General features: G+C 60.6%; 18 protein-coding genes. 9 read left to right on the top strand and 9 right to left on the bottom strand.

What is annotated here, in order from left to right:
* Positions 1–95: 95 nt before the first annotated feature.
* The 3 genes from RV1423_RS20760 to RV1423_RS20750 all read left to right on the top strand — a co-directional run bounded on the left by RV1423_RS20760 (position 96) and on the right by RV1423_RS20750 (position 3274).
* Positions 96–1289, top strand: coding sequence for a ribonucleotide-diphosphate reductase subunit beta (locus RV1423_RS20760; RefSeq protein ID WP_034300826.1), 1194 nt, complete (start codon positions 96–98; stop codon positions 1287–1289).
* Between the two features lie 506 nt (positions 1290–1795).
* Positions 1796–2479, top strand: coding sequence for a histone H1-like repetitive region-containing protein (locus RV1423_RS29230; protein WP_034300824.1), 684 nt, complete (start codon positions 1796–1798; stop codon positions 2477–2479).
* A gap of 252 nt (positions 2480–2731) precedes the next feature.
* Positions 2732–3274 carry a YggT family protein gene (locus RV1423_RS20750; protein ID WP_034300822.1) on the top strand — a complete coding sequence of 181 codons (543 nt, stop codon included), beginning with the start codon at positions 2732–2734 and terminating at the stop codon, positions 3272–3274.
* Positions 3275–3326: 52 nt separating this feature from the next.
* On the opposite strand, the gene RV1423_RS20745 is transcribed toward RV1423_RS20750, so the two are convergent.
* The 9 genes from RV1423_RS20745 to RV1423_RS20705 all read right to left on the bottom strand — a co-directional run bounded on the left by RV1423_RS20745 (position 3327) and on the right by RV1423_RS20705 (position 10948).
* On the bottom strand, positions 3327–3869 hold the full coding sequence (locus tag RV1423_RS20745; protein ID WP_051516824.1) for a peroxiredoxin: 543 nt from the start codon (positions 3867–3869) through the stop codon (positions 3327–3329).
* A gap of 64 nt (positions 3870–3933) precedes the next feature.
* Positions 3934–4869 (bottom strand): carbohydrate kinase family protein, encoded by a 936-nt coding sequence (locus RV1423_RS20740; protein ID WP_034300818.1) that lies wholly within the window; start codon positions 4867–4869, stop codon positions 3934–3936.
* Between the two features lie 89 nt (positions 4870–4958).
* Positions 4959–6266 carry a DUF3426 domain-containing protein gene (locus tag RV1423_RS20735; protein WP_034300815.1) on the bottom strand — a complete coding sequence of 436 codons (1308 nt, stop codon included), beginning with the start codon at positions 6264–6266 and terminating at the stop codon, positions 4959–4961.
* A 3-nt stretch (positions 6267–6269) separates the two neighbouring features.
* Positions 6270–7184, bottom strand: coding sequence for a 50S ribosomal protein L11 methyltransferase (gene prmA / locus RV1423_RS20730; RefSeq protein WP_034300813.1), 915 nt, complete (start codon positions 7182–7184; stop codon positions 6270–6272).
* A gap of 3 nt (positions 7185–7187) precedes the next feature.
* Positions 7188–8567: an acetyl-CoA carboxylase biotin carboxylase subunit gene (gene accC, locus RV1423_RS20725; RefSeq protein ID WP_034300810.1), complete on the bottom strand. Its 1380-nt coding sequence runs from the start codon at positions 8565–8567 to the stop codon at positions 7188–7190.
* A 144-nt stretch (positions 8568–8711) separates the two neighbouring features.
* Positions 8712–9173, bottom strand: a complete 462-nt coding sequence (accB, locus tag RV1423_RS20720; RefSeq protein WP_034300808.1) for an acetyl-CoA carboxylase biotin carboxyl carrier protein — start codon at positions 9171–9173, stop codon at positions 8712–8714.
* 111 nt (positions 9174–9284) lie between these two features.
* A complete protein-coding gene (aroQ, locus tag RV1423_RS20715; RefSeq protein WP_034300805.1) occupies positions 9285–9722 on the bottom strand; it encodes a type II 3-dehydroquinate dehydratase in 438 nt (145 codons plus the stop codon).
* 75 nt (positions 9723–9797) lie between these two features.
* Positions 9798–10331 carry a TlpA disulfide reductase family protein gene (locus RV1423_RS20710; protein ID WP_081768916.1) on the bottom strand — a complete coding sequence of 178 codons (534 nt, stop codon included), beginning with the start codon at positions 10329–10331 and terminating at the stop codon, positions 9798–9800.
* Positions 10331–10948 carry a hypothetical protein gene (locus RV1423_RS20705; RefSeq protein ID WP_155835190.1) on the bottom strand — a complete coding sequence of 206 codons (618 nt, stop codon included), beginning with the start codon at positions 10946–10948 and terminating at the stop codon, positions 10331–10333. Before RV1423_RS20705 ends, RV1423_RS20710 begins: the two co-directional genes overlap by 1 nt.
* An 88-nt stretch (positions 10949–11036) precedes the next feature.
* On the opposite strand from RV1423_RS20705, the gene mpl reads away from it, so the two are divergent.
* The 6 genes from mpl to aroE are packed head-to-tail and all read left to right on the top strand — an operon-like array spanning position 11037 to position 17470.
* Positions 11037–12428 carry a UDP-N-acetylmuramate:L-alanyl-gamma-D-glutamyl-meso-diaminopimelate ligase gene (gene mpl / locus RV1423_RS20700; RefSeq protein WP_034300799.1) on the top strand — a complete coding sequence of 464 codons (1392 nt, stop codon included), beginning with the start codon at positions 11037–11039 and terminating at the stop codon, positions 12426–12428.
* Positions 12425–13024, top strand: a complete 600-nt coding sequence (locus RV1423_RS20695; RefSeq protein ID WP_034300797.1) for a YqiA/YcfP family alpha/beta fold hydrolase — start codon at positions 12425–12427, stop codon at positions 13022–13024. Before mpl ends, RV1423_RS20695 begins: the two co-directional genes overlap by 4 nt.
* A 5-nt stretch (positions 13025–13029) precedes the next feature.
* On the top strand, positions 13030–13605 hold the full coding sequence (locus RV1423_RS20690) for a chorismate lyase (protein ID WP_034300795.1): 576 nt from the start codon (positions 13030–13032) through the stop codon (positions 13603–13605).
* Between the two features lie 12 nt (positions 13606–13617).
* Positions 13618–15699 carry a ribonuclease catalytic domain-containing protein gene (locus tag RV1423_RS20685; protein ID WP_034300793.1) on the top strand — a complete coding sequence of 694 codons (2082 nt, stop codon included), beginning with the start codon at positions 13618–13620 and terminating at the stop codon, positions 15697–15699.
* A gap of 46 nt (positions 15700–15745) precedes the next feature.
* The gene (locus RV1423_RS20680) at positions 15746–16636 is read left to right on the top strand and encodes an energy transducer TonB (RefSeq protein ID WP_034300887.1); all 891 of its coding nucleotides are present in this window, start codon (positions 15746–15748) and stop codon (positions 16634–16636) included.
* A 30-nt stretch (positions 16637–16666) separates the two neighbouring features.
* Positions 16667–17470 carry a shikimate dehydrogenase gene (aroE, locus tag RV1423_RS20675; RefSeq protein WP_034300791.1) on the top strand — a complete coding sequence of 268 codons (804 nt, stop codon included), beginning with the start codon at positions 16667–16669 and terminating at the stop codon, positions 17468–17470.
* Positions 17471–17475: the final 5 nt, after the last annotated feature.

Genomic DNA, 17475 nt, shown 5'->3' with positions numbered 1-17475 from the left:
GAACGGCAGACCGTTCCTGTTGTCATAAGCCATACCCCGGCCTTGGGCCGGGATGTCAAAGTAAATTAAGAAGTAAATCAAGTAAAGGATCAAACATGCTTTCCTGGGATGATGAAGTGAAGGCGACGCCGGCACCGTCCGCGCCGCGCGCCCCGCAAACGCCTCAGCCTCAATTGCAAACGGCCTCTTCCGACACTGTGCGTCCGCAGTTTTCCGATGTGGCGTTGAATCCTGCACTGGTTACCAAAGACGATGCGCCGATCGATGTGACGCGCCGCGTCAACGCCGCCGACAAGCGCATCATCAACGGCCATACCGACGTCAACCAGTTGGTGCCGTTCAAATACAAATGGGCCTGGGACAAGTACCTGGCCGGCTGCGCCAACCACTGGATGCCGCAGGAAATCAACATGCAGCGCGACATCGAGTTGTGGAAGAACCCGAACGGCCTGACCGAAGACGAGCGCCGCCTGGTCAAGCGCAACCTCGGCTTTTTCGTCACCGCCGACTCGCTGGCCGCCAACAATATCGTGCTCGGCACCTACCGCCACATCACCGCACCGGAATGCCGCCAGTACTTGCTGCGCCAGGCTTTCGAGGAAGCCATCCACACCCACGCCTACCAATACATCGTGGAATCACTGGGCCTGGACGAAGCCGAAATCTTCAATGCGTACCATGAAGTGAAGTCGATCCGCGACAAGGACGAGTTCCTGATCCCGTTCATCGACACGCTGACCGATCCGGAATTCAAGACCGGCACTACCGAGAACGACCAGAAACTGCTGAAGTCGCTGATCGTTTTCGCCTGCATCATGGAAGGCCTGTTCTTCTATGTCGGCTTCACGCAGATCCTTGCGCTGGGCCGCCAGAACAAGATGATGGGCGCGGCGGAGCAGTATCAATACATCCTGCGCGACGAATCGATGCACTGCAATTTCGGGATCGATCTGATCAACACGGTGAAGATGGAGAACCCGCATTTGTGGACGCCGGAATTCAGAAACGAAATTAAATCGTTGTTTTTAAGCGCAGTAGAGTTGGAATATCGTTACGCAGAGGATACAATGCCGCGAGGCGTGCTAGGTTTGAATGCGCCGATGTTCAAAGGTTACTTACGATTCATCGCTAATCGTCGCGCACAGCAAATCGGATTGGACCAACTGTTCGCGCAAGAAGAAAATCCGTTTCCGTGGATGAGCGAGATGATCGATTTGAAGAAGGAGCGCAACTTCTTTGAAACCCGAGTCATCGAATACCAAACCGGAGGCGCGCTTAACTGGGAATGATGTGCCCATCTCGTCAACGCTCTTCAGCGAGATCTGTGAGGCACACAACAGTCGGATAGCTTGCAAGATATCCGACTGTCAAAAAACGGAAGGCTTTCACCAAATTTAATGAACAGTAAAAGACCGAATCGATCTTCTCTGTTATCGCCGCTTAACCCGATCAAGTCGGGTCAGGCGGCTTTTCCTTTGAAAAACCTGAAGGTTTTTCGGAACTGTTATTCCTGACGCTAGCGTGTAATTCGCTGGCGTTTTTTTTGGTTGCGGCGTTCGCGGAGGCGTGAACCCAGAGCTCCGAGCCCCTGGATAAGCGGGGCGGAGGCGCAACCAAGATAGCTGAAGTGCTGCATAGGTGAGGGGATGCAGCAGTTCAGCTGGTGCCGAATTCATTAGCGCAAGCAGAAGCTTGCTTGTGCCGATGAATAATCCGCCTGCATCATCGCGATGGTACAGACGGGTTTCTTAAATCAAGCTTGATTTTTTCCATCACGTGAAGAAGGAGAAACAAAATGGCAACAGCAGCAAAGAAACCAGCAGCCAAGAAGCCTGCTGCAAAGAAACCAGCGGTCGCCGCTAAGAAGCCGGTTGCAGCCAAGAAGGCAGCAGCTCCGAAGAAGGCAGTCGCCGCCAAGAAGCCGGTCGCTAAGGCAGCAAAGCCAGTGGCTAAGAAAGCAGCAGCTCCTAAAAAAGCAGTTGCGGCCAAGAAGCCAGTAGCCAAGAAAGCAGCAGCTCCTAAAAAAGCAGTTGCAGCTAAAAAGCCAGTAGCGAAGAAAGCAGTCGCAGCGAAGAAGCCGGTTGCAGCCAAGAAGCCAGTGGCCAAGAAAGCAGCAGCTCCTAAAAAAGCAGTTGCAGCTAAAAAGCCAGTAGCGAAGAAGGCAGTCGCAGCGAAGAAGCCGGTTGCAGCCAAGAAGCCAGTGGCCAAGAAAGCAGCAGCTCCTAAAAAAGCGGTTGCAGCTAAAAAGCCAGTAGCGAAGAAGGCAGTCGCAGCGAAGAAGCCGGTTGCAGCCAAGAAGCCAGCAGCGAAGCCGGCTGTCAAAGCAGCAGCCAAGCCGGCAGCGAAGAAGCCAGTCGCCAAGAAGGCCGCAGCCAAGAAGCCGGCAGCTAAGCCAGCCGCTGCAGCAGCTCCTGCTGTCAAGACTGTGTTGAATCCGGCAGCAGCTTGGCCGTTCCCGACAGGCACAACACGTCCTTAATCGGACCTGGCCTGGTGCCTGAGTAATCAGGCACAATACCGCTGCATGACTCGCGTCATGCAGCGGTTTTTTTTCGCGGCTTCGGTGTCGGAGCCCGGTTTCTCGTCAGTCTTTTTTAATTATTCCGCGTCCCCACATAGGGAAAAGCGCCGCATGGTTTAGTATGTGCACTGTGCATCGAGCCCGATGCGATTGCACGGCCTTCCGCATGGCGGATGCCAATTGGCAAACAGCTTCTTATGGAGAGTAACCGTGTTGCATAGCATTTTCATGTTGATCGTTGACGCCATTGCCAGCGTGCTGGCAGGAGTGCTGTTGCTGCGTTTCTGGATGCAAGTGGTGCAGGTGCGTCCGCCGGCATCGGTGGGGCAATTCGTGTTCCAGTTGTCGGACTGGCTGGTCAAGCCCTTGCGCAAGGTCTTGCCGGGTGTGGGCGGTTACGACTGGGCCAGCCTGGTCGGCGCTTTCCTGGTGGTGCTGCTGTCGATCATCGCGGCGCTCGGATTTGTCTCGGGATTCGACTTCCAGCCCATCATCCTGCTGTCGCTGGTGCGTTTCTTCCAGTGGATTTTCTATGGCTTCATGGCCACGCTGATCATCGAAGCGATCTTCAGTTGGGTCAATCCGTATGCGCCGCTGGCGCCGTTTGTACGGGCCTTGAACGAGCCGTTGCTGCGTCCCTTGCGCAAGGTGATTCCGCTGATCGGCAACGTCGACCTGTCGCCGCTGGCTGCATTGATCCTGCTGCAGATCGCGGTGCGCCTTGTCAGCACCCTGATTCTGTCCATTGCCTGAGATCCCCTCGCCGCGCCGGCACGGGAAACCGTCGCCGGCCTGCGGCATCTTCTTATTTCTTTTTAGCTGCCCACTGCTGCAAGGCTTGCAAGGTATTTTCGACGTGCTTGTCGGGGTTCATGCTGCTGTATTCATACAGAATCGTGTGGTCCGGCGTGATCACATACGAGGTGCGGCTGGCATAGTCCGATTTCGTCAGCAGCACGGCGTCATAGGACTTCATGATCTTCTGATCTGTGTCGGCCGCGACAGCGAACTTGCTGCGGCATTCGCTGACGGAGAACTTGTTCAGGGTTTCGATCTTGTCGTTGGAGACACCGATGACGGTGGCGCCGAGCGCCTTGTAGCGATCGATCGCCTCTGCGAACAGATGCGCCTCGATAGTACAGCCAGTCGTGAACGCAGCCGGGTAGAAGTACAGCACCACCGGTCCCTTCTTGAGCGCCTCGGCCAGCGAGAACGTTGACACCTGGCCGCCCAGCGAGGCTTGTGCATTGAAGTCCGGCGCCTTGTCGCCCGGCTTCAACGCCGCCATGGCGCTGTGCGCCGCCGCCAGGGTACATGAAAGCAAGAGCGTGGAAACGAAGCGTTTCATGATCGATCCTTTCAATGAGCGCGTTGCGGGCGGCGCTTGCCTTCGTCCTGCATCACGGCATTACTCAGGCAAAGCGATAACCGAAGGCCTGGTGGAAGCGGTCGTCGATTTCGGCCAGGGTCGGGGCATGGTTTTGCGGACCTTGGGATGCGATCTTGATAGAGCCCATCAGGCTGGACAGGCGGCCGATGGTGGCCCAGTCCATACCCTTGGTCAGGCCGAACAGCATGCCTGCGCGGAAGGCGTCGCCGCAACCGGTGGGATCGGCAATGGCGTCGGCCGGCACGCAGGGGATGTCGATCTTTTGGCCGTCGGTATAAATTTCCGCGCCCAGTTCGCCGCGCGTCACGATCAAGGCCGAAACTTGCTGGGCAATCTGTGCGAGGCTCAGGCCGGTCCGTGAGGTCAGCAATTCCGCTTCGTAGTCGTTCACGGCGACATAGGTTGCCAGTCCGATAAACTGCTTCAAGTCATCGCCGCTGAACATCGGCAAGCCCTGGCCCGGATCGAAAATCAGCGGGATGTTCAATGCAGCGCATTGTTCGGCGTGCTGCAGCATGCCGTCGCGGCCGTCCGGCGCGACGATGGCGAACTTGACCGGACCGGCGTCGGCCACCTTGTTCTCATGCGAAAACGTCATCGCGCCCGGGTGGAAGGCGGTGATCTGGTTGCTGCCAGCATCAGTGGTGATGAAACACTGCGCGGTGAACGACGTATCGATGACGCGCACGCAACGGGTGGAAATGCCGAGATTGTCGAAGCGGGCCAGATACGGCGCGCTGTCCTGGCCCACGGTCGCCATGATGAGCGGTTCGCCGCCCAGCAGCTTGAGGTTGTAGGCGATGTTGCCGGCGCAGCCGCCGAATTCGCGGCGCATCGACGGCACCAGGAAGGAGACATTGATCTTGTGCAATTGGTCGGCGAGCAGTGCTTCGGAGAAGCGGCCGTCATATTGCATGATGTTGTCGTAGGCAAGGGAGCCGCAGATGAGTGAACTCATGGCAAGTGCAAGGAAAGTTTAAGAATGCTGCATTGTAGAAGAATCTCGCCGGTTTTGCGGTTTTTGTTCTCGCGCGGGTCCGGGAAGGTTCAGGGGTAAAACAGATAAATACGGTAGCCCGATGCGGCCGGCTGCGCCAATTCAAACGTCAGCTTGATCTGCTGTTCGCTTTCGCCGGCCAAGCCATTGTCGATATTCTGCGCCCGGTCCAGATACTCGCGTGGCGTAAAGACGCGCCGTGTGATGGCCTTTTCATCGGCATCGTTGAGGGTCAATTCCAGATAAGGCCAGGCCTGGGCGCCGTAGCCGCGGTTGTGCAGCAGTACCGACAGCGTATAGATATTCTGGTTGGGCGGCACCAGTTGCAGTTCGCTCGACTCCAGTACCAGTTGGTCGATATTGGTCGGTAGGCCGACCGCGCAATGCAGTGCGGCGCAGGCCGACGACAACAACGGCCGCGTCGACGGCAGCCAGGCGACGATAGTGTTGCGCCAGACATAGGTCGCCTGGAGCAGCAGCGCAATGCTCAGGACGACTGCGCCGATGCCCATGACAAGGCGGGCAATCCTGTGCAGGCGTTCGCGACGTTCAGCCTTCTGGACGAAGGCGGGGGTATCTTCTTCGTCTTCCGTCTCTTCTTCCGCAATCTCTTCCGTGTCTTCGTCGTCTGATTCTGCCTCTGGCTTTTCCTCTTCAGCGGCCTGCGCGTATTCGTCCCCGGCTTGGCTGTTTCCAGAGGAAGCGTCATCGATAGGGCCGGCAGTGATCGGATCGGATTGCTCTTCCAGCGGCGCCGAGGATGTCAGCGGTATCGGATATGACAGCTCCTGCGTCAGCGTGTTGATGCTGACTTCGGGCTGTGAGGGCATAGGCCCGGCCGCGACATCGTCGGCCTGACCGGGCGTCGGCGATTGTGTCGTGGGCGTCCCCGCCAGCGGAAAAGGTTCCGGCGAGGCGGCGATTTGTTCAGGCAAAGGTGGCGATGCTGGAGCGGACGGTTCGTTCAGCGTGTCTTGTGCGCTTTGCGTACCCCACGGCGCATCTTTGGTTTCGGCGGCGATACTGGCGAAGGCGGAAGAGAGATCGGGCGTTGCCATCCAGGGCGGCGGCGCAGCAGGACCGGCTGCGGAGGCGGGAGCAACGTCTGGTTCCGCCTGGCGCGGCAGGGAGCCGCCGGGCAACGGCGGCCATCCGGTCGGCGCTGTACGCTGGCCAGGCTGGGAGGCGGCAGGTGCGGCGACCAGTTGGCTTGCGATCTCGGGCGAGACCAGATGGTCATTGCCGTTGAAGACTTCCTTGCAGTTGCCGCAGCGGACCAGGCCGCCGCGCAGCTTGAGCTGGTCTTGGGCGACGCGGAATGTCGTCTGGCAGAAGGGACATTGGGTCGCCAGCGCCATTATCTACTCCGTCGGCGCCTGGCCGGCCAGCGCAACCCAGCCTTCATGCTCGGCCCAGACGCTGAGCCGGATGTATGGTGCGTAGGCGGCGATGACTTCGTCGGCCTGGCGATCCAGCACGCCCGATAGCACCAGCGAACCGCCCGGCGCGACACGCCCGGCCAGCATCGGCGCCATCAATTGCAGCGGGCCGGCCAGGATGTTGGCGACCACGATGGCGAAAGTCCTGTTCTCGGGATAATGGCGGACGAAGGCTTCCGGCAGGTAGTAGTCGATCGCGCAGGCGTTGCGTTCGCTGTTGAAGCGCGCCGATTCCAATGCCTGGGGATCGATGTCGACGCCGATCACTTCCTGCGCGCCGAGTTTTTTGGCGACCAGCGCCAGGATACCGGAGCCGCAACCATAATCGAGGAGCGTTGCCGTATTGGCGGCATGTTGTTCCAGCCATTCCATGCACAGGCGCGTGGTCGGATGGCTGCCGGTGCCGAAAGCCAGGCCGGGGTCCAGTTCCAACACCAGCGCGTCCGGCTCCGGCGCATCATGCCAGCTCGGCACGACCCAGATGCGTTTGCCGATATGGATGGGGTCGAATTGCGATTGCGTCAGGCGCACCCAGTCCTGTTCGGCCACCGGGCGCAGTGCGAACGGCAGGGCGTAATCGAGGCCGATGGCCTTGGCGGCATCGGTGACGATGGCGGCATGATCGGCGTCGACATCGGCCAGCGCCACCACGCGGCTGCGCTCCCATGCCGCTTCGGCCGGCTCCATGCCGGGTTCGCCGAACAGCGGCTGTTCGGCAACGGTGCCTTCGTCGGCATCCTCCACCGACACCGACAGCGCGCCGGCCTCCATCAAGGCATCGGAGAGCGCCTCAGCCTGGTCGCGCGTGACTTCAATGACAATTTCGGTCCAGCCCATTGCTTACTTCTTCGCCGGTTTGTCCGCCGGCGGCGTGGCCGGACGTTCAGCCAGCTTGTGCTCGAGATAGTGGATATTGGTGCCGCCTTCGATGAAGCGTGCATCCACCATCAGTTCGCGGTGCAGCGGGATGTTGGTGGAAATGCCTTCGACCACCATTTCCGACAGCGCGATCTGCATGCGGCGGATCGCCTGCTCGCGCGTCGCGCCATAGGAGATCACCTTGCCGACCATGGAGTCGTAGTTGGGCGGCACAAAGTAGCCGGCGTAAGCATGCGAATCGACGCGGATGCCGGGCCCGCCGGGCACGTGCCATGCGGTCAGGCGGCCCGGCGACGGCGTGAACTTGAACGGGTCTTCGGCATTGATGCGGCATTCGATCGCATGGCCCTTCAGTTCGATGTCGCGCTGGCGATAGCGCAGCTTTTCGCCGGCGGCGATGCGGATTTGCTCCTGCACGATGTCGACGCCGGTGATCATCTCCGTGACCGGATGTTCGACCTGCACGCGGGTGTTCATTTCGATGAAATAGAACTCTTCGTTTTCATACAGGAATTCGAAGGTGCCGGCGCCGCGGTAATTCATCTTGCGGCAGGCTTCAGCGCAGCGCTCGCCGATCTTTTCGATGATCTTGCGCGGGATGCCCGGCGCCGGCGCTTCCTCGATCACCTTCTGGTGGCGGCGCTGCATGGAGCAGTCGCGTTCGCCCAGCCAGATCGCTTGTTTGTGTTCGTCAGCGAGGATCTGGATTTCCACATGGCGCGGATTTTCCAGGTACTTCTCCATATAGACTTCCGGATTGCCGAAAGCGGCGCCGGCTTCGGTCTTGGTCATGGTCACGGCGTTAATCAGCGCTGCTTCGGTATGCACCACGCGCATGCCGCGGCCGCCGCCGCCGCCCGCCGCCTTGATGATGACCGGATAGCCGATCTTGCGCGCGATCTGTACGATTTCCTTGGGGTTGTCCGGCAGCGCGCCTTCCGAGCCCGGCACGCAGGGCACGCCGGCGCGGATCATGGCCTGCTTGGCCGAGACCTTGTCGCCCATCATGCGGATGTTTTCCGGGCGCGGGCCGATGAAGACGAAGCCGGATTTCTCGACGCGCTCGGCAAAGTCGGCGTTCTCCGACAGGAAGCCGTAGCCCGGATGGATCGCCTGCGCATCGGTCACTTCAGCGGCGCTGATGATGGCCGGCATGTTGAGGTAGCTGAGGGCGGACGGCGCGGGTCCGATGCAGACCGATTCGTCGGCCAGCTTTACGTATTTCGCTTCGCGGTCCGCTTCGGAGTGCACCACCACGGTCTTGATGCCCATTTCGCGGCAGGCGCGCTGGATGCGGAGAGCGATTTCGCCACGGTTGGCGATAAGGATTTTTTCAAACATAAGAGGAAATGTGCGTCGCCAATAGTCAAGCGTTTACATACAGATAACCAGATCCGCCCCGGATGTACTGTACGCCTGCCGCGCGCTCGGGCTGTCTTGCGCAGGCAGGCGCACTCATTCGTACAATCCGTATTCTGGCAGGATTTAGCCGATCACAAACAGGGGTTGACCGAACTCGACCGGTTGACCGTTTTCAACCAGGATCTGCTTGATCACGCCGGACTTGTCGGCGTCGATTTCATTGAGCAGCTTCATTGCTTCGATGATGCACAAGGTTTCGCCTTCCTTGACTTCCTTGCCGACTTCGACGAAGGCCGGTGCGCCGGGAGCCGACGAACGGTAGAAGGTGCCGACCATCGGCGACTTGACGATATGGCCTTCCGGAGCGGCAGGCGCGGCCGGTGCGACTGGCGCCGCTGCCGGTGCGGCAGCGGCCGGCAGGGCTTGCGGATACGATCCCTGCGGCTGCATCATCACGACCTGGTTTTGCGGCGTCGCCGACGACTTGACGATGCGAACCTTGCTTTCGCCTTCGGTCACTTCCAGTTCTTCGATGTCCGACTCCGCGACCAGATCGATCAGGGTTTTGAGTTTCCGTAAATCCATGTGAATTCCTCAGTATTAAATAGGAGATAACTGCTTGATTGGGTCACCATCGCCTGATGCCGCGCGGCGATGCTGATATAAAAGAATGCTGCTGAAGGAGCGTGCGGATCCTTATGGCTGCTGCAACAGATGATCGATCGCGAGCCGGTAGCCATCGACGCCGAAGCCGCACAACACAGCCTTGGCGATGCCGGAAAGATAAGAAAAATGACGGAATTCTTCGCGCTGATGAATATTCGAGATATGTACTTCGACGAAAGGAATGGCCACGCCTGCCAGCGCATCACGCAAGGCCACGCTGGTGTGGGTCAGTCCGCCCGGGTTGATCACGATAGCGTCCACGCCTTCTTTCCCGGCGGCCTGGATGCGATCAATCAGTGCGCCTTCATGATTGCTCTGGAAGACGCTCAGCGTCGCGCCTGCCTTGCCGGCTTGCAAGGCGGCACGTTGCTCAATGTCTGCCAGGGTAGTTGATCCGTAGACTTCAGGCTCCCGGGTGCCCAGCAAGTTCAGGTTGGGTCCATTGAGGAGGAGAAGGTTTATTGCCATGGAGATAAAGCTCCGTTTGACGACGATGCGCGCATTTTGCCGTCAAATGGCATCATTTGGCAAGGAAAACTTTAGTTACATGTTTTTCAGGGAGGCCAGGTCGCGGCGCAGCTCGTCGAAATTCAGGCGCCCAAGATAGACCTTTTTCAGGTTGCCGTCCAGTCCCACCAAGGCAGTGAAGGGAAGGCCGCCGGCTTGATTGCCGAACTGCCGCAGCAGATCGGTGGCGCCGGTTCCGGCAACGTAGAGAGGATAATAGATATGGAATTTTTCTGCAAACTGGGCGATATTCTCCTGGGAATCGACGCCGATACCGATGATTTGCACCGGAGCGACTTCCGCCTGCAGCGCCGCCAGCTCGGGCATTTCTTCAACGCAAGGCGCGCACCAGGTGGCCCAGAAGTTGATGATCAGCGGCTTGCCTTTCCACTGCGACAAGGCCTGCGGCTTGCCGGCGACGTCCGGCATGGTCTGTGCGAACAGGTTGGCGACGGCGCGCGCTTCCGGAGTTTGCGCCACGGTCTGTGTTTGCTTGTGGCTGGTATACATGCCGATGCCGGCTGCGAGAATCGCAATCAGCACGAACAACAGGTAATTTCGCTTTTTCATCAGCTTTCTTCCAGGATAAGGCGGCGTACTGCATCGATATCGGCGCGTTCGGCCCGTTTGCCGGGCGCAGCCTTGACCCCACCGCGCAAGTCGTCGAGATCATACACTGCCAGATGCACGCCTTCCGGCGCGCGGCCTTTCTGCTGCAGCAGGTAGCTCAGCGTTTCGACCGCGGCCTGTCCGCCCTTGAAATGCGTGCTTTCGCTGACCTCGAAATTGACATTCTTGTTCAGGAGATAAATTTCGACGTCTTTCGCGCTCGATGTAAATAATTGCAAATGGATGTCGGAATGCTCGCCGGCGGTGCCGTTGAGCACGGCTCCGGTCAGATAAGGATTGAAGCGTCCGAGTTCCTCCATCAGTTGCACCGCGAGTTGCCGCAAATGCAACAGCCGCGCCGGCTGTGTGTCGCCGAAGAACAATTCGTTATAGGCGCGCACTTCCTCCTCGATCTGCGCGTTATCGGGCAGGATATCCCCACGCGCCTTGCTGTCGCCCAGGATCTGGCGCGCCGCCTTGCGCTTGGCGGTGGCGTAGTCGGCGCCGTCTTCCGCGATCATGCGGGCGGCTGCAGCGGCGATTTCCGCACGCAGGAGTTCGGTATCGGTCTGATGCATGGTCGCAATGATACCTCGGTGCAGAAGATATCGCCGTCGAGCCTGGTGGGCTCAGGTAAAATCTCGGGATTCCTACTCAAGATTCACTATGCATATTCACATCCTCGGCATTTGCGGCACCTTCATGGGCGGTCTGGCGGTTCTGGCGAAAGAAGCCGGCCACAAGGTCACCGGGTGCGACGCCAATGTCTATCCGCCCATGAGCACGCAACTGCAAGCCCAGGGCATCGAATTGATCCAGGGTTTCGGGCCTGAACAAGTCGCTTTGCAGCCCGACCTGTTTGTGATCGGCAATGTGGTGTCGCGCGGCAACCCGCTGATGGAAGAAATCCTCAATCGCGGCTTGCCGTATGTCTCCGGCCCGGAATGGATGGGCAACCACATCCTGCGCGATAAATGGGTGCTGGCCGTGGCCGGCACGCACGGCAAGACCACCACCTCGGCGATGCTGGCCTGGATACTGGAATATGCTGGTTACGCACCGGGCTTCCTGATCGGCGGCGTGCCGATGAATTTCGGCATCTCCGCGCGTCTGTCCGGCACAAAGGACGGCAAAAAGCAGGATTCCATTTTCTTCGTCATCGAAGCCGATGAATACGACACCGCCTTCTTCGACAAGCGCAGCAAGTTCGTGCATTACCACGCCAAGACCGCGATCCTGAACAACCTGGAATACGATCACGCCGACATCTTCCCCGATCTGGCCGCCATCGAAACCCAATTCCACCATCTGGTGCGCACCGTGCCCGGCATCGGCCGTCTCATCGTCAACGGCCGCGAACCCGCGCTGGAACGTGTGATTGCGCGCGGCTGCTGGAGCGAACATGAAAACTTCGGCGTTGACGCCGGCCAGCCGGGCTGGTCGCTCGGGACGCACGACGACGGCAGCTTCGACATCGGCTTCAACGGCGCGCCGCAAGGCACCGTGCGCTGGTCGCTGACCGGCGAGCACAACCGCATGAATGCACTGGCCGCGATTGCCGCCGCGCGCCATGTCGGCGTGCCGGCCGCGCAGGCCATTGCCGCGTTGGAGAAATTCGAGAACGTCAAACGTCGCATGGAATTGCGCGGCATCGTCAACGGCATCGCCGTCTACGACGACTTCGCCCATCATCCGACCGCGATCGCCACCACCGTTGCCGGCTTGCGCAAAAAGGTCGGCCAGGCGCGCATCCTGGCGGTGCTGGAGCCGCGCTCCAACACCATGAAGCTGGGCACCATGAAAGACGCCTTGCCGGCTAGCCTGGCGGATGCCGACCTGGTGTTCGGCTACGGCGCCAAGGGCGTCGGGAAGGAAGTGCTCGGCTGGGATCTGGCGCAGGCATTGTCGCCGCTCGGCGCAAAAGCCCAAGCCTTCGACGACCTCGGCGCGCTGGTGCAAGCCATCAGGCAAGCTGCACGTCTCGGCGACCATGTGCTGGTGATGAGCAACGGCGGCTTCGGCGGCGTGCATCAGAAGCTGCTGGACGCACTGGCATGATCCTGTACCTGCATGGTTTTCGTTCCTCGCCGCAATCGTTCAAGGCGCGCCATATGGCCGAACGTCTGCAGGCGCTGGGACGGCTGGACGAATATCATTGCCCGCAATTGCCGGCTTCGCCGGAAGAGGCGATCAGGCTGGCGCTGGCTTATGCCGAGCGATTTCCTGCAGATCAGTTGATTATCATTGGCTCGTCGCTCGGCGGTTTTTACGCCACCTGGCTGGCCGAGCGTCTCGGTTGCCGCGCGGTATTGCTGAACCCGGCGGTCAAGCCGCCGCGCGACCTGGAATCCTATGTCGGCGTGACCACGCAATACCATTCCGACGCGCCGTTCGAATTCAAGCGCGAATACATCCCTCAGTTGCGCGCGTTGACGGTGGACAGGATTACCCACCCCGAGCGCTATTTCCTGATTGCCGCCACCGGCGACGAAGTACTGGATTGGCGCGAGATGGTGGCGCATTATCCCGGCGCGCAACAGACCGTGATTCAGGGCAGCGACCACGGTATCGGCGAATTCGCCGATTACGCCGACAGCGTGCTGGCTTTTTGCGGGATAACGCCCTTGCATGCCGGCGGCGGGGCACTAAGCTGATGGTAATGTCGCCAGTGACGAAGGCCGCGCACGCACGTTGGTCCGATCATCCGAACGCGGTGCAGGCGCCGCCGCTGTTGCGCGCCTGGCTGGCCGATCCCGGCTCGATGACGTTCAAGTTGCGCGCGCGTTGCGAGGAATTGCGCGTGCAGCGTCTGCGCCAGCGGCCGGGTAATGCCTTGCGCGATGAATGCGGCGTGCTGGGTGTGACGCCGCGTCAGCCGGTCGAAGAGCGCGACGTCATTTTGCATTGCGACGGCGAACCGGTGTTGTTCGGCCACACCGTCACGCCGCTGGCCTCCGCGGCGGCCTGGCCTTTCTTCCGGTGCCTGGGCGTGCGGCCGCTGGGAGGCAGTCTGTTTTCCGATCCGCTGGTCACGCGCGCGCCGATCCAGTTTGCGCGTCTGCAGGCCGGGCATCCGCTGGTGCGGCGCATTGGCAGCGTGCTTGATGTACACGTGCAACTGCCGTTGTATGCGCGCCGTTCGTTGTTTCGCCGTCACGGCAGCCTCATGCTCGTGACCGACGTTTTTTTACCCGCCCTCGGCAAGTTGATGGCATTGAATATTGACGCATTTTGACGTAAGCAATCGATGAATTTATTTTTTGAAGAATCCGGTGATTTCAAGGCAGGCGCCGTGCTGTCGCAGCAGGGCGAGGCCTATCAGGTCGAGATGGCGTCGGGCAAGCGCAGCAAGGTCAAGTCCAAGGACGTGATGCTGCAATTTGCCGCGCCGACGCCGGCCAAGTTGCTGGAAGACGCGCAGGCCATCGCGCAGGACATCGACCTTGATTTCCTGTGGGAAGTCGCGGGCGAAGACGAATTCGGCTTCGCCGACCTCGGCGCCGAATATTTCGGCCACGCGCCGCTGCCGCACGAAGCGGCCGGCCTGCTGCTGCGCTTGCATGGTGCGCCGATTTATTTTTACAAGAAGGGCAAGGGCCGCTACAAGGCGGCGCCGCAGGCATCGCTGCAAGCCGCGCTGGCCGGCCTGGAAAAGAAGAAGCAGCAGGCCTTGGTGCAGGCGCAATACGTCGAAGAACTCAAGGCCGGCAAGTTGCCGGAGATGTTCAAGGCGATCGCGCTGCAATTGCTGTTCAGGCCCGACAAGAACGGCATCGAGTTCAAGGCGCTGGACGCCGCCTGCAAGGAGCTGCAAACCACGCCGCAGCGCTTGATGCTGTCCACCGGCGGACTGGCCTCGCCGAAGGATTTGCATTACGCAAAATTCCTGTTCGAATTCTTCCCCAAGGGCAGCGGTTTCCCCGACGTGACAATCCCCTCGGTGCCGGACGATCTGCCGCTGGCCGACGTCAAGGCGTTCTCGATCGACGATGTCACCACGACGGAAATCGACGACGCCTTGTCGGTGGTCCGGCTGGCCGACGGCAAGGTGCGCGTCGGCATCCACATCGCCGCGCCCGGTCTCGGCATCAAGCGCGGCGATGCGCTCGACGCCATTGCGCGCCAGCGCATGTCGACCGTCTACATGCCCGGCGAAAAAATCACCATGCTGCCCGATGCACTGGTGCAAGCCTTCACGCTCGATGAAGGCAAGAACTGCCCGGCGCTGTCGCTGTATGCCACGCTCGATCCGCAGGACTGGTCGGTGATCTCGACCGAGACCCGCGCCGAGATCGTGCCGATTTCCGCCAACTTGCGCCACAACGACCTCGACGCGCTGGTCACCGAAGAGGCGCTGGCCGCCGACAGCGGCGACTATCCGCACAAGGACGACATCAGGTTGCTGTGGCAATGGGTGCAGGTGCTTGAGCGGGGCCGCATGGCCAAGCGCGAGAGTTTCGGCTTGCGGCCCGAGCAGAACAACCGCGTCGATTTCAATTTCTACGTTGACGACGACATCGTCACGATCACCCGTCGTAAGCGCGGCGCGCCGCTCGACAAGATCGTCGCCGAGCTGATGATTTTCGCCAACAGCACCTGGGGCAAGCTCATGGCCGACCATGGAGTGCCCGGCATCTACCGCGCCCAAGGCGGCGGCGGTGGCGGCTGGGCAGCCAAGATGCAGGTGCGCATGGTGACCCACGCCGCGCCGCACCAGGGCCTCGGCGTCGATCAATATGCCTGGAGCACCTCGCCGCTGCGCCGCTATACCGACCTGGTCAACCAATGGCAGATCCTGGCCTGTCTCGAGCATGGCGTCACCGCGCCGCTGGCGGCGCCGTTCAAGCCGCGCGACGCAGATCTGTTCGCTATCGTCTCGGCCTTCGATTCGGCCTATTCCGGCTATGCCGATTTCCAGTCCGGCATGGAGCGTTATTGGTGCCTGCGCTGGCTGGCGCAGGAACAGGCGCGCCAGGTCGACGCCGTGGTGCTCAAGGACGAAATCCTGCGCCTGGTCGACATCCCGCTGGTGATCCGCCTGCCGGGCATGCCGCAGGTCGCGCGCGGCTTGCAGGTCAAGCTCGATCTGCTGCGTTGGGATGAAGTCGACCTGACCGTCGAAGCGCGCCTGCTGGAAATTCCGGCTGCGCAGCCGGGCGCTGAAACTGCGCCGCTGGACGAGGAAGACGAAGCCTTGCTGGAAGGCATGGAGAACGTTGCGGAAGGCGTTGAAGGCGAGACCGATGCCGGTGTCTTGGAAGAAACCGGGCAAGAAGCCGGAGCAGCAGGCGGCGACGTGACCGCCGGTGCGGCTTCGGCCGCCGAATGAGTTGGGCTTTGTCGTAAAATCGCGCTTTTATATTGCTGATGAGTCTGTGAAATTTTTCGCTGAAAATCGCTTCCTGACAATTGCCCTGGCCGGTTCCGTGCTGGTGCATGCAGCCTTGCTGGCAGTGCGTTTCGCTGCGCCCGAGGCGTTCCGGCTCAAGCCGGCCGATCCCGGGCTGGAAGTGATCCTGGTCAACGCCAAGCATGACAAGGCGCCGGTCAAGGCCGACGCCATCGCGCAGGCCAATCTGGATGGCGGCGGCAACGCCAGCCAGGGTCGCGCCAAGTCGCCGCTGCCCGACATGCGCAAGGTCGAGACCGGCGACAGCGTCAAGGCGGCGCAGCGCAAGGTAGCCGAGCTGGAAGCGCAACAGCAGAAAATCCTGGCGCAGATGAACAAGAACGCACCGGTAGTCGCCACGCCCGAGCGCGATCCGCACAAGGAAGTCCAGCCGCAGCTCAACGCCCGCGACCTGCTCGACACCGCCAAGGCAGTGGCGCGCATGGAAGCGGAGGTCGCGAAGAACATCGAGGAATACAATAAGCGGCCGAAGAAGACGCAGATCACGGCGCGTACGCGCGAGGCAGGTTATGCGTTGTATTACAAGGCCTTGCAGGAAAAGATCGAAAAGGTCGGCACGCTGAATTTCCCGCAGAAGGACGGCAAGAAGTTGTACGGTGAACTGGTGATCTATATTCCGGTGTTCCAGGACGGCAGCATTTACGACAAGGACGGCGGCGTGCGTGTCGAGCGCGGTTCCGGCAACCCGGCGCTGGATGCTGCGGCGCTGGCGATCGTGCGGCGCTCGGCACCGTTCGGTCGTTTTCCCGAGAACATGCGCGCCAGCGGCGGCAAGGATGATATATGGGAAGTCATCACGCGCTTTCGCTTCACGCGTGAAGAAACATTACAGACTGACTTGAGCAGTTCCAACTGAGGCCAGGCTGAACTTAAGCTGAGAATAATTATGGATTCTTACGTCGTCATCGGCAATCCGATTGCCCACAGCAAATCACCGGAAATCCATGTGCAGTTCGCACGGCAGACCGGCCAGTCGATGAGCTACGAACGCCTGCTGGCGCCACTGCAGGGTTTCAAGGCGGTGGTCAAGGTGTTCATCGCCAATGGCGGCAAGGGCGCCAACGTCACAGTGCCGTTCAAGCTGGAAGCCCATGCGCTGGCCGATCGCCTGACCGAGCGGGCGCGTCTGGCCGGCGCGGTCAATACCCTGAAATTTGAAGGCGGCCTCATCCTCGGCGACAACACCGACGGCGCCGGTCTGGTGGCCGACATCGTGCAGAACGCCGGCGTGCCGCTGGCGGGCAAGCGTGTCTTGCTGCTGGGTGCCGGCGGCGCGGCGCGCGGCGCCTTGCTGCCGTTGCTGGAACAGCAGCCCGCCGCGCTGATCATCGCCAATCGCAACCACGCCAGGGCGCAGGAACTGGCGGCACAGTTCGCGCGTTTCGGCAAACTGGAGGCGGTTGAATACGCGGACCTGAGCGGCACTTTCGACGTCATCATCAACGCCACTTCCGCCAGTCTCGAAGGCGACATGCCGCCGTTGCCGGCGAGCGTGTTTTCCGGCAGCACGCTGGCTTACGACATGATGTACGGCAAGCAGCCGACGGTGTTCATGGAGTTTGCGCGCCGGCACGGCGCGGTGGCGCGCGACGGCCTCGGCATGCTGGTTGAGCAGGCGGCGGAAGCCTTTTTCCTGTGGCGCGGCGTGCGGCCGGAAACGGCCGATGTCTTCGCCGCATTGCGCAAGTAGCTCTG

Origin of the sequence: Herbaspirillum sp. RV1423 (assembly GCF_000577615.1) — a bacterium.
Taxonomy (GTDB): Bacteria; Pseudomonadota; Gammaproteobacteria; order Burkholderiales; family Burkholderiaceae_D; genus Herbaspirillum.
This window is presented reverse-complemented; position numbering and strand designations above follow the sequence as displayed.